Genomic DNA, 12,138 nt, shown 5'->3' with positions numbered 1-12,138 from the left:
GAAATTGTCTGGATAGTATCACTTTCGCCAGTGCGGTCAGCCTATGCTGCAGATACAGCAGAACCCACAAGGAGACGATCATGGCACTCATTATCGACGATCTGCCGGCAGCCATTCGGCAGGCCAAGCAGGAGCTTCGCGCACGACTTCCGAACTATCGGGAGGTTTTCGCCGAGGTGGATGAAGCGATTCGCACCGAAGCCAGCAGAATTGCCGCGCAACGTAGTCGCGGCGAAAACGTGATCCCCGAGATCCAGTTCTCCGACATAGCGGAGCAGCGCGTGAGCGCCGAACAGATCGAACTCGTCAAAACGCGTGGTGCGTGTGTGATCCGCAATGTGTTCGATCGCGCTCTAGTGGAAAGGTGGGACCGCGATATCGCGGACTACGTGGAACGCAACGACCTGAATACGCGCCTGCAGAATCGAGCCGAGGACAAATACTTTGGCCAGCTCGCATCGAGCAAGCCACAGATTTACGGCGTGTACTGGTCAAAGCCGCAGGTCCTCGCGCGCCAGGCGCCGTCGCTGACTGCCGCCCGGGTCTTTCTGAACCGCTTGTGGCGCAACGAGAGTGAAGGCCGGGTCCATTTCGATCCAGAGCGAGTGCCGGTCTACGCGGACCGGATGCGTCGGCGGCCGCCCGGCTCCGAGTCATTGGGCTTGTCCGCGCATTGCGATGGCGGCTCGGTCGAGCGGTGGATCGAGGGCAACTTCCGCAAGGTGTACCGGCATGTGTTCGATGGCAACTGGCGTCAGTACGATCCGTTCGACGCCGCGTTCCGGCCGGACGTCGAAGAGATCGCGTCGCCCGCAGTGTGTTCGATGTTCCGCACGTTTCAGGGGTGGACTGCGTTGACGCCGCAAGGCCCTGGCGACGGCACGCTGCAACTCGTACCTATAGCAAATTCGATGGCTTATATCCTGTTGCGCGCGCTTCAGGACGATGTCGCCGACGACGATCTGTGCGGCGCGATGCCAGGCCGCGCGCTCTCCATCAAGCCGGAATTTCATGCGCCGCTTTTCGATGCGCTCTCATCGATTCCCCACATGCAGGCGGGCGACACCGTGTTCTGGCATAGCGACGTGATCCACGCAGTGGAAGATGCGCACCGCGGCGCAGGCTACAGCAACGTGATGTATATCGCGTCGGCGCCCACGTGTGCCAAGAACGACGAATACCTCAAGCGCCAGTTGCCCAGTTTCCTTGAAGGCAAGAGCCCGCCTGACTTCCCGGCCGACCATTTCGAAGTCGACTTTGTCGGGCGGGCTACCGTCGAAGATCTGACGCCCCTCGGTAAAGCTCAACTCGGTTTCGATCTGTAAGCGCTACCCTGACGCACGCCATCGTGAGGTGCGCCTGTCTGGTGATTCATAAAGAAAACTAACGGAGACAGCAATGAAAACAACACTCATGTCAGCTGCAATTGTCGCAGCGGCGCTTGCCACAGGCGCACAGGTCGCAACTGCTGCCGAGTCGCTTTCTGTATTGCACTGGTGGACCTCGGGCGGCGAATCGAAGGCGATCAGAGTGCTTAAGGACGATATGAATAAACAAGGCTACGAGTGGAAAGACTTCGCCATAGCCGGAGGGGCGGGTGCGGCTGCGATGACGGCGTTGAAGACACAGGTCATGTCCGGTAACGCACCGTCGGCTGCGCAGATCAAGGGGCCGCTGATACAGGACTGGGCTGATCAGGGCGTGTTGGTCGATATAGATAAATCCGCTACCGACTGGAAAGCCCAGCTTCCGGCGCAAATTGACAAGACCATGATGTCGAAAGGCCACTACGTGGCCGCGCCATTCTCGGTGCACCGAATCAACTGGCTGTGGTTCAACAAAGCCAACCTCGATAAAGTGGGAGGCAAGCCGCCTACGACGTGGCCGGAATTCTTCGCGCTCGCCGACAAGTTTCGCGCTGCGGGCATTACGCCCGTCGCGCGTGGTGGGCAGCCATGGCAAGACATGACCATCTGGGAGGCTGTTGTGCTTTCTCAGGGCGCGGATTTTTATCGCAAGGCCTTGATCGACCTCGACCAGAAAACACTCACTTCGCCGCAGATGTTGCAGGTGTTCCAGATTGTCCGGCGGATTCAGGGTTACTTCGACAAAGGCTCCGCCGGTCGCGACTGGAATCTCGCGACCGCAATGGTCATCAACGGATCGGGCGGAATGCAGTTCATGGGTGATTGGGCGAAAGGCGAGTTCGCGAATGCTAACAAGAAAGCGGATGTCGACTATATCTGCGCGGCTGCGCCGGGTACGTCGAACTCCTTCACCTACACGGTGGACTCGTTCGTCTTCTTCCAGCAGAACGGCAAAAAAGATGCGACGCCTGGACAGCTTGCGTTGGCGAGAACAATCATGTCCCCCGCCTTCCAGGAGCAATTCAGTCTTTACAAGGGTTCGATTCCAGTCAGGCAGGATGTTTCAATGGACAAATTCGACGCCTGTGCGAAGAAATCCTACGCAGACGAGCAAACCACCATCAAATCCAACACGTTCTTTCCGTCCTTCGCGTTCGGGGATGTTCAATCGTCAGCCACCGAAGGCGCGATTACCGATGTGGTAACAGGCTTCATGAACTCGAATGAAGATCCGCAAGAAGCAGTGCGCAAGGTCGCCGCTGCGGCGAAGATCAAATAGGTACGAGTTTCGGTGCCGCCACGCGCAAATCAAGCGGTCACGCAAGGTCATTCGGGATATCAGGTGACCTTTATGAACGTCTCCTCCATGTCTCCCAGGACAGGGATTTAGCCCGCCGTTCGCGCGGGCTTTCTTTTCACCGGGGATCCGCTTATGGAGCCCCTGCTGACCCGTCGGTCATACGATGCGACGCGACAGAATATACCGACGGTCCGTGTTGACGATCCGCAGGCCAGTCTGGCGGGAACCGCCGGAGGAAAGGAACCGTGAGTGCAATAACTCGTTGGACATTGAAGTGGGCGCACGGCGAAGCAACGGTCCAGTCGCTGGGCGCAATGCTCGGGCCTGTCCGATTCGAACTCGGCGGAGGTCGAAGCATCTCGCCGCTCCATGTTGCACCGTGGGGTGAAGATGCGCGGTGGCCTGGACTTATGCGGGCGTTGCGCGGCGAGTGGCCATGTCTTCCGTTTGGCACCGTCCATCCTCCCAGTGGCCTGCCGAGAGATTATGACCTACTGAATTCCCCCGACGACTGGGATCACGGCTATGGATCAAACCATCGCTGGCAACTGGTGGACCAGACGTCGCACACCCTCCGTCTTCGAATCGACTACCCGAAAGACGGCGAGATCGAGAGTCTTGAGCGTGTCATCAAAGCCACTCCCAATGCACCGATTCTGGACGTCTCGCTGACGGTCCGCGTTCGGGGAGAGGTCATGTTGCCGGTGGCCCATCACCCGACATTCGCTGTACCGCTCGACGGAGTTGAAATCCTCGGATGTCCTTATCGGACAATCCATAGCTACCCGGCCGCTGTAGAGCCAGGGGTGTCTAGAATTTTGCCGGACCGCACTGCCACATCGCTCACAGCACTTCCAACCGCAACCGGATCTCTGGATGTGACCCTGCTGCCCCTCACGGCCGCGACTGAAGAAATCGTGCAGATTGCAGGTTGCCAACCGCCCTTTGTCTTGAGGTACGCAGCCCGCGGCGCCGACGTTCTGCTTGACTGGCATGCCGACGAGCTTCCAGACGCCTTGCTTTGGATTAGCAACGGCGGCCGGACAAACGCACCGTGGTGCGGGAAGAACTTCGCGCTAGGGGTCGAACCGGCTAACAGTTTCTTTGATCTCGGACGCGTGGTGGTCCCGCCTGCCACCCACCCTCTCGTGGACCGCTCCGGATTAAGGTTTCTCGCCGGAAAGCCGCGTAGCCTTCACTATCGGCTTTCAGCACAGCCAATCTGAACGGCGTTGATCCGCTCGATCAGAGCCTTTCCCATGGGCGTTACGAAGTCGCGCGTCGCTATCGATGTGCTGCAACGACGGGAAAACTATGCTTCGCCTCAGCGCGCAACGACGAACGATGTGTGCATGCCCATCTCATAGTGCCCCGGACGGTTGCAAATCAGCACGTAGCGGCCTGGCGCGAGCTTCAATGACAGGCGCCTCGTCGAACCCTGCGCCAAATCTTCCACCTCGCCCATTTTCTTGAACCGGCTTTCCGTAACCTGGCCTTTGTGGACGGGCAGATGCGCGTCGTCCATGTCTGTCCTCAGCACCACGAACTCATGTTCGGTATCGCCGTTCGCTGCGTTGTTCACCTCGAACGTGACGCGTCCGGCCTTCGCTGTGCCAGGATCGAGTTGAATCGTCTTGTTCGTTAGCTTGACACGGATCGTATCGTCCGCATGACCGCTCAGCGGCACAAAGCCGAGCGCAATCGCCGTCATCACGCACACAGTATGGTTTCTGCCGATCATAATATTTCTTCCCGAAAGGGCCGCAGGCCGCAAGACGCGTTGAACCACGGTGCCGGGTTCGCCGGCCCCGAGGGCTAGTGGAGCAACTATTCTCTCGATGACCGTTGCGCGTCAGTAGACACGTTCGCCAATATGGATGAGTAGGAACCCTCGTCATCATCGTGGCCGCTGGTGACCACTGTTCGCGGCGCACATCACTTCGCCTTCAGGCAATGCGTGCAAGCAGGCTTGCACGCATTGCGCGCGTGGATTCATCGCGGATGAAGGACCGTGCTCGCCAGAGCAGGCGAACCTCGGTAATAGAACGTGAGTGGGCCTCGAAATATTCCGTCCGATGTCGCGTGGGAAGCCGCTTTTCGGCGCGCGCCATGCTGGAGAGCACAAGCAATTCGAGCGATCCGAGTGGCTTCCCGGTTCACCGACGTGCGACCTGCCTCGTCAACGCGCTACTTTCAAGTCGCGCCCCGCGGCCACAATTCGACGTGGCGAAGCCCGCGGCGGCGAATCTCTCCGACGCTCGGCGCCAGCCCCAGACGCTACTCCTCGCACGCAGTGCTCTTCCCAGATGGATGTGCCCACGCGCAGCGCCTACGTGATGTCGGTCGTCACGCCCGGGCAGCACCTCGTGGCGGCAAGCTTTACTGCGGTTCCGCGACGCCTGGCTGCAGCGCTCGCGCCCACCCTTTCAGGAGTATTGCTGGGCCTTGGCTGGCTCAGTGCCCCAACTAGTCGCGTGCGCCGCGTTGAAGGTTGCCTACGATCTTTCGCTGCTCGCCGCATTTCGTCACGTCGGGGCCGACGGAGATTCGTCATGCAAGAACGTATCGGCCAGAACCGTCGCCGGGTTGCGATGTTACTCGTCATTCACCTGCTGTAGGGCAGGCACCAATGTTACAACTGCCGCTCCCGACGATACCTCCCAGGGAAGTCCTCGGCCACTTCGGCCGTTCGCGACAGCCGGAAACTTGAGCGCGCCTGATACCTACTTCAGTCGAAAAAGAGTCCGGGCGAAGACCCGGTCCATTCTGGACATCGTTTCCTTTTCAACGCCTCGAATAGTCCAGTGCCAGGACTATCCGTGCTGCCGATGTGCCTTCCTCGGGAAATCCCTCCCCTTTTATTCCCACTGAATGGGAATAGGATTTTTGAAATTCGAGAATAGTCTGGCATTCTGAGTTCTTGTTGGATCGTGGGTGGCGTGATCGTGAATGTGGAACAGGGTGTGACAGGAGCCGAACGCGTGTTGCTGGTGCTGGCCGCGCTCGCCAGTCATGGCAAGGCGATGTCAGTCAAAGATCTGCTAGCCGTGACCGGGCTTGCGCAAAGCACGCTGTACCGTCAAATCGCGCTGCTCAAGCGTTGGGGTTTCGTCGCCGAAAACGCCGGGTACTACGCGCCCGGTCCGATCAGCTTGCAACTCGCGCTTGGCTTCGATGTGAATTCGCTGCTCGTCGAAGCGAGCCGCAATGAGATGCAGCAGCTCGCGCGCGCGTCGCAGGAAAGCATTGGACTGGTGGTCGCGGTGAGGCACCAGGTGATGTGCCTTGAGATGGTCGACAGCCAGCATTCGTTGCGCTGCTCGTTCGAGAAAGGCCGCGCCGTGCCGCTCAAGGCGGGCGCCTCGGCGAAATCCCTATTGGCATTCATGGCAGACAGGGCGCGCGTCGAAGTGCTCGACAGCGTGTTCGACAACGACCCCGTCGGCCGTGCCGCGATCGAAGCAGAACTTCAACAGATTCGAGCCCAGGGCTACGCCGTTAGTGACAGCGAAGTCGACCCGGGCGTGTGGGGTGTCAGTGCCCCGATCTTTCATCACAGTGGACGCGGCGCCGGCAGCAGCGCGTCGATCACGTTGATGGCGCCGTCAACGCGCGCCATCGGACGAGAAAACCAATTCATCGACGGGACGCTACGTACGGCCCGCGCCATTTCCGAGCATATGCAAACCGAGTAACGGGACGAAGCTTTTCAATTTCATCCTGCAATTCGGGATCCGAATTAACCGCATGACTTGAAAGAACCACAAGGAGCCTACCCCATGAAGCTGCAACGACTGTTGTCCCTCGCATGCGTCACGTTCGCCGTGACGTTGGGCGGATTTTCCGGCGCGGCATCCGCACAAACGCCGGATGTGCTGAACGTCGCCACCGACGCCACATTCCCGCCGATGGAGTACACCGAGAACGGCGCGCGCACCGGCTTCGACGTCGACCTCATGAATGCGCTCGCGAAAGCGATGGGTAAACGCGTGCAATGGACCGACATTGACTTCAAAGGGCTGATTCCAGGTCTGATCGCGCATCGATTCGACGCTGCGATCTCTGGCATCTACATTACCGACGAGCGCGCGAAAGTGGTCGACTTCACCGATTCGTACTACGCGGGGGGGCTGGCCGTGCTGGTCAAAAGCGATTCACCGATCAAGACGGTGGCCGATCTGAACGGCAAGAAAGTCTCTGTCCAGGTGGGCACGAAGTCGGTGAACTTCCTACGCGATAACTTTCCGCAGATCAATCGCGTCGAGGTCGAGAAGAACCAGGAAATGTTCGACCTGGTGGGGATCGGTCGTGCCGACGCTGCTGTGACGGGTAAGCCGGCCGCGTATCAAGTCGCGAAAACGCGTACCGGCTTCCGCGTACTCGACAAAACGCTGACCACCGAAGCCTACGGCATCGCCGTGCGCAAAGACGAGCCGCAATTGAAGACCTCCTTCAACACCGCGCTCGCCAAGATCAAGGCTGACGGCACGTATGCGGCGATCGTCAAGAAGTGGTTCGGCGCGAGTGCGCAATAAACGGCCGGGCAAACGAAATGGAACTTGATTTCTCGCCGGTGATTGCCGGCTGGCCAGACATCATGCGAGGCACGTTGGTGACGGTCGAAGTGACCGCCGCATCGCTCGCGCTCAGTTGCGTGCTTGGCCTGCTGATCGGCATCGGCCGGCTGACGCCGAAGCGGCGCATGGTGTACGGCTTCTGCACCGCGTACCTGACGTTCTTCCGCGGCACGCCGTTGCTGGTGCAACTCTTCCTGCTGTTCTTCGGCCTCCCACAATTCGGCATTCTGCTGCCGGCGTTTGTGTGCGGCATGCTGGGGCTCGGTCTGTATTCTGCGGCTTATGTCTCGGAGATCGTGCGCGGCGCGATTCAGTCAGTCGACCGCGGGCAGATGGAAGCGGCGCGTTCGATCGGCATGTCGTCGGGGCAGGCAATGCGCGCGATCATTCTGCCGCAGGCCATTGTGCGGATGATCCCGCCACTCGGCAACGAATTCATCGCGCTGATCAAGAACTCGGCGCTGGTGTCGCTGCTGACAATCGACGATCTGATGCATGAAGGCCAGAAGATCATCAGCGTGTCGTATCGTTCGCTCGAAGTGTATCTCGCTATCGCGCTGGTGTATCTCGTGTTGACGCAGGCGACCAATTACGCGCTGCATCGCGTCGAACGTCGTTTGCGTGCTGGAGGAATGGTGCAATGAATACCGTGGCCAAAGTCAGTGAGCCTATCGTCAGCATTCGCGGGCTGACCAAATCGTTCGGCTCCCATACGGTGCTCAACGGCATCGATTTCGATATCCAGCCGCAGCAGGTCGTGGTGGTGATCGGGCCGAGCGGCTCGGGCAAGAGTACATTTCTACGCTGCTGCAATGGGCTTGAACAAGCAGAAGGCGGCACGATCGACATTTGTGGGCATCGGCTAGTCGACCATGGCGAGATGCTCAAAGAGCGTTCGCTGAATGCGCTGCGCACCGAAGTCGGCATGGTGTTTCAGTCGTTCAATCTGTTTCCGCACCTGTCGGTGCTGCATAACATCACCGTGGGGCCGCGCATGTTGCGTGGCGCCAGCAAGGCGCAGGCCGAATCGGCTGCGATGGCGTTGCTGGAGAAAGTCGGGCTCGCGCACAAGGCGCATGTGATGCCGGCGAGTCTGTCGGGCGGTCAGAAGCAACGGGTTGCGATTGCTCGCGCGCTAGCGATGCAGCCGCGGGTGATGCTGTTCGACGAACCGACGTCCGCCCTCGATCCCGAACTGGTCGGCGAAGTGCTGCAAGTGATGAAGCTGCTCGCGAGTGAAGGCATGACGATGGTGGTCGTCACACACGAAATGGGCTTCGCGAAGGAAGTGGCCAACGTAGTGGTAGTCATGGACGGCGGCGTGATCGTCGAAGCGGGGCCGCCCGCGGAGATTTTCTCGGCGCCATCACAACCGCGCACACGCGCATTCCTGCAGGCGGTGTTGTCACGCGCATGAGAGTCCCATTCAATGACAAGGTGTGGGCAGGCCGTTCCGACGACGGCGAGGCCGGCGACACGCGGCGTGTTTTCAATCAGGTGACGCCGTTCGGTAGCGCGAAGCAGATGCAGCACGATGCGCCGGTGATCGTGGGCTTCGGCTCCGATGAAGGCGTGCGCCGCAATCAAGGCCGGATCGGCGCGGCGCATGCGCCCATGGAATTGCGCCGTGTGCTGGCAGGCTTGCCGGCCAAAACGGCGATGGCGGTACTTGCCGACGCTGGCGACGTGGTGTGTGACGACGGCGACCTCGAAGCCGCGCAGACGGAACTGGCCCACGTGGTCAGTGAGGTGCTGGCGGGTGGCGGACGCCCGTTGGTGTTTGGCGGCGGTCATGAGGTCGCGTGGGGCACATATAGCGGTTTGCGGCTGCATCAGCAGCGTGAAACCGAGAATGACGCCACGCTGCTCATGTCGCGCAAGCTGCTGATCATCAACTTCGACGCTCACTTCGATCTGCGTCAGAAGCGTCCCGCGAATTCGGGCACGCCGTTCGATCAGATCGCGCTTGACTGTGCGCAACGAGGGGTGCCGTTCAATTATGCGTGCTTCGGCATCAGCGATCTCAGCAATACAGCTTCGCTGTTCGCGCATGCGGAGCGACTCGGCGTGCACTACGTGTTCGACGTCGATATGCAGGAGGCACAACTGCCGCAGCGTCTGAATGAGCTTCAGAAGTTGCTGGACGCGGCGGACGACGTCTATCTGACGATCGATCTCGACGTGTTGCCGGCCGCCACGGCGCCGGGTGTATCGGCGCCCGCTGCGCTAGGCGTACCGCTATCGGTGATCGAAGCGATGGTGCTGCGCGTGCGAGCTTCGGGCAAGCTGCGCGCGGCGGATATCGCGGAGTACAACCCGTCGCTCGATCAGGACAGGCGCACCGGGAGAGCGGCCGCGCGACTGGCGTACCGGTTGCTTTGAATCACGTCGTCATGCTCACCGTATTGCGTGAGTAGAAAAAAACTCCCATCCCACGAACGTCCGTTGCTTGATGCGCATCTGCCGTTTGAACGGCCCGTTGAACATGAAGACGAACGGCTGCAGTTGGCCGATCCCAGCCCTCGAAGGCGACGTGGCGCTCGCCTTCCTGGTCCTTGCCGGAGGACCGTACATCAGCTTTTCCGCGGAGCGCCAGCACCGTGTCGACGGAAGGACTCATCGCCGGCCCCGGCCTCTTCGTACAGGTGCGCGACACTGTGGGCAACGCACCGAACGCTGGCTGGCTGCGGTATCATCGCGACCCATACACAAGGGCTCCTGGATGCAGCCACCTATGTCCGACCAGAACTATCAAGCGATCCTCGAACAGATCCATCGCGACATCGAACCGTGGCGCACCGCGGGCCGCGCCGCGGACTACATTCCCGAACTCGCGAATGTGCCCGCCAACAGCTTCGGCATGGCCGTCGTCACGACGGCGGGGGACGTGTATCGCGTAGGACAGGCCGACACGCGCTTTTCGATTCAGAGCATCTCCAAGCTGTTCGCGTGCACGATGGCATTCAGGCTGCTGGGCGATGCGTTGTGGCGGCGCGTGGGCCGTGAGCCGTCGGGTACGGCCTTCAATTCGCTCGTGCAACTCGAAGCCGAGAAGGGCAAACCGCGCAATCCGTTCATCAACGCAGGCGCACTGGTCGTCACCGATGTGCTGTGCCGCCGCTTCGTCAACGCAGAGACAGCGCTCGTCGAATTCATGCGGCGGCTGACAGGTGAATCGACGATCGACTATGACATGCGCGTGGCTCAGTCCGAATTGCAGCACGCACACCGCAATCGCGCGATGGCCCATTTCATGGCGAGCTTCGGCAACCTGGAGATGCCGCCCGAGGCTGTCATCGACGCGTATTGCCGTCAATGCGCGATATCGATGAACTGCATCGAACTGGCGAAGGCGGCACTCTTTCTCGCCAACGGCGGCGTCGCGCCGATCTCTGGCGAACGTATCCTCGACGCGAGTTCGGCCAAACGCCTGTCCGCTCTTATGCTGACATGCGGCACATACGACGCGGCCGGTGACTTTGTGTATCGCGTCGGCTTGCCAGCGAAAAGCGGCGTGGGCGGCGGCATCGTCGCGGTGTTGCCGGAGGAAATGGCCGTTTGCGTCTGGTCGCCCGGACTCGACGCGAACGGCAACTCACTGGCGGGCGTCGAGGCGCTTGAACGGTTGACCACGCTTACCGGGCGGTCGATTTTTTAAGAACACCGAAGTCGAGGTGATTCGGCAAGAGTCGACCCACACTGAGCGTACGCTACGTGAAAGACTGGGACCGACCCATTGCATCCATTGAAGATTCGAGCAGGCAGACTGCTGTTTATCTACTTTGCTGACATCCGTCGAGGACGGCAGGCCGTACAGGCCGTTGCTCACGCGAGGCGGCCCTTCATGCTTTTTTTCCTTTGCGCGAGACGGGGCGCTTGCTGGCACCCTTTGGCAAGCGATGGCGACTACCAAGGAGCTCGACCAGCCGCGTCTCGCCTTCGGAAAAGGAGTACCCGCGCCGCTGCGAGATCATGAACGTGAGGGCGCGCATGTGCCATGCGCGCCGTTGGAGTTCGACAAGTGTTCCGTTCGCGAGGTCTTCCGCGACAAGATGATGCGGCATGTGGCCCCAGCACAAGCTCCCCCTGAGCAGATCGTGCTTCGCGCCGAGGTCATTCACCAGCCACTGGCGTTCACTGGCGACCCCCTGCTGGGTCTTGTCCGCATCGGGCTGGTCTACGTCGCGATGACTCCGCTCCAGCGCATGGCCGATCCGGCGGAGATCGCGGCGGTGGCCGCCTTTCTCGCGTCGCCGGACAGCAGCTTCATGACCGCCAGCGAAGTCGCCGTCGACGGCGGCCTGGCGCAACTCTGACACGCTACGCCCGCCGGTCACTCCATTGGATATTCGGAGCCCGTAGGGCGTGGCACAACGAAGGAAAATATATGAGCTTCGCAATTATCGGCTTCGGCAAGATCGGCCAGGCCCTGGCCAGGGCGTTTGCCCGAAGCGGCATCGAAGTATCCGTTGCAACGACTCGCGCCCCGGAAAGTTTTGCATCCGCAGCGGCCGCGATCGGACCCGAGCTCATCAAGTTCGACTGATGAGTCGTGGTCGCACATTTCAATGCGACCCCGCGTCGTGGTCAAAGGGCCAGCCACAGTTTGATTGAAGCGAGGGCGACTCACTAGTAAGCCGCGCTTCGATCATCTGGCGCCACGTCCTCACCGGCGGATCCACAAGGTATCCGGTTAGATCGGACACCGACGGCGGCTTAAGCCAACAAGGTGCCGGCACCTCCGTCGTCATGATGTTTCGCGTCCGCGGTCCGCGTGGGAGTCCGTTGTTCTGGGAAAACAAAAGTTGAGCACGCTTGGTGAGGAACCGAAAACCTGGTGCCTCATCGATCGTGAACAAGACAACGGTCGTCATGCCCTCAGAAAGAGTGCTCA

10 protein-coding genes and 4 pseudogenes are annotated in these 12,138 nt (G+C 60.3%); 12 read left to right on the top strand and 2 right to left on the bottom strand.

Annotation, left to right across the window (positions count from 1 at the left end; genetic code table 11):
• Nucleotides 1–80: 80 nt before the first annotated feature.
• The 3 genes from CJU94_RS30745 to CJU94_RS30735 all read left to right on the top strand — a co-directional run bounded on the left by CJU94_RS30745 (nt 81) and on the right by CJU94_RS30735 (nt 3,893).
• Nucleotides 81–1,325 carry a DUF1479 domain-containing protein gene (locus CJU94_RS30745; RefSeq protein ID WP_095422317.1) on the top strand — a complete coding sequence of 415 codons (1,245 nt, stop codon included), beginning with the start codon at nt 81–83 and terminating at the stop codon, nt 1,323–1,325.
• Between the two features lie 73 nt (nt 1,326–1,398).
• Nucleotides 1,399–2,646, top strand: coding sequence for an ABC transporter substrate-binding protein (locus CJU94_RS30740; protein ID WP_095422316.1), 1,248 nt, complete (start codon nt 1,399–1,401; stop codon nt 2,644–2,646).
• Nucleotides 2,647–2,912: 266 nt separating this feature from the next.
• Nucleotides 2,913–3,893, top strand: coding sequence for an aldose epimerase family protein (locus CJU94_RS30735; protein ID WP_157763824.1), 981 nt, complete (start codon nt 2,913–2,915; stop codon nt 3,891–3,893).
• A 98-nt stretch (nt 3,894–3,991) separates the two neighbouring features.
• On the opposite strand, the gene CJU94_RS30730 is transcribed toward CJU94_RS30735, so the two are convergent.
• Nucleotides 3,992–4,408 (bottom strand): cupredoxin domain-containing protein, encoded by a 417-nt coding sequence (locus tag CJU94_RS30730; RefSeq protein ID WP_095422314.1) that lies wholly within the window; start codon nt 4,406–4,408, stop codon nt 3,992–3,994.
• Nucleotides 4,409–4,944: 536 nt separating this feature from the next.
• Between CJU94_RS30730 and CJU94_RS41920 the strand changes: the two are divergent.
• The 7 genes and pseudogenes from CJU94_RS41920 to CJU94_RS30695 form a co-directional block, all read left to right on the top strand.
• Nucleotides 4,945–5,211: pseudogene (locus tag CJU94_RS41920) on the top strand (MFS transporter); the annotation flags it as partial.
• 401 nt (nt 5,212–5,612) lie between these two features.
• Nucleotides 5,613–6,362 carry an IclR family transcriptional regulator gene (locus CJU94_RS30720; RefSeq protein WP_095422866.1) on the top strand — a complete coding sequence of 250 codons (750 nt, stop codon included), beginning with the start codon at nt 5,613–5,615 and terminating at the stop codon, nt 6,360–6,362.
• Nucleotides 6,363–6,446: 84 nt separating this feature from the next.
• Entirely contained in the window at nt 6,447–7,202 is a 756-nt protein-coding gene (locus tag CJU94_RS30715) for a transporter substrate-binding domain-containing protein (protein WP_095422313.1), read from the top strand.
• 17 nt (nt 7,203–7,219) lie between these two features.
• On the top strand, nt 7,220–7,888 hold the full coding sequence (locus tag CJU94_RS30710) for an amino acid ABC transporter permease (RefSeq protein ID WP_007176740.1): 669 nt from the start codon (nt 7,220–7,222) through the stop codon (nt 7,886–7,888).
• Nucleotides 7,885–8,661: an amino acid ABC transporter ATP-binding protein gene (locus CJU94_RS30705; protein ID WP_095422312.1), complete on the top strand. Its 777-nt coding sequence runs from the start codon at nt 7,885–7,887 to the stop codon at nt 8,659–8,661. The genes CJU94_RS30710 and CJU94_RS30705 overlap by 4 nt, the downstream gene beginning before the upstream one ends.
• A complete protein-coding gene (hutG, locus tag CJU94_RS30700) occupies nt 8,658–9,626 on the top strand; it encodes a formimidoylglutamase (RefSeq protein ID WP_095422311.1) in 969 nt (322 codons plus the stop codon). The genes CJU94_RS30705 and hutG overlap by 4 nt, the downstream gene beginning before the upstream one ends.
• Nucleotides 9,627–9,978: 352 nt before the next feature.
• The gene (locus CJU94_RS30695) at nt 9,979–10,902 is read left to right on the top strand and encodes a glutaminase (RefSeq protein ID WP_095422310.1); all 924 of its coding nucleotides are present in this window, start codon (nt 9,979–9,981) and stop codon (nt 10,900–10,902) included.
• A 184-nt stretch (nt 10,903–11,086) separates the two neighbouring features.
• On the opposite strand, the pseudogene CJU94_RS41915 reads toward CJU94_RS30695, so the two are convergent.
• A pseudogene (locus CJU94_RS41915) lies at nt 11,087–11,422 on the bottom strand (LysR family transcriptional regulator); the annotation flags it as partial.
• Here CJU94_RS41915 and CJU94_RS30685 point away from each other — a divergent pair.
• Nucleotides 11,420–11,560: pseudogene (locus CJU94_RS30685) on the top strand (SDR family oxidoreductase); the annotation flags it as partial. The pseudogenes CJU94_RS41915 and CJU94_RS30685 sit on opposite strands and share 3 nt — an antisense overlap.
• 71 nt (nt 11,561–11,631) lie before the next feature.
• A pseudogene (locus CJU94_RS30680) lies at nt 11,632–11,778 on the top strand (NAD(P)-binding domain-containing protein); the annotation flags it as partial.
• Nucleotides 11,779–12,138: the final 360 nt, after the last annotated feature.

The organism is Paraburkholderia aromaticivorans (assembly GCF_002278075.1).
In the GTDB taxonomy this organism is placed as follows: domain Bacteria; phylum Pseudomonadota; class Gammaproteobacteria; order Burkholderiales; family Burkholderiaceae; genus Paraburkholderia; species Paraburkholderia aromaticivorans.
Note: the sequence above shows the minus strand (reverse complement) of the source record. Positions and strands in the feature narration are given on the sequence as shown.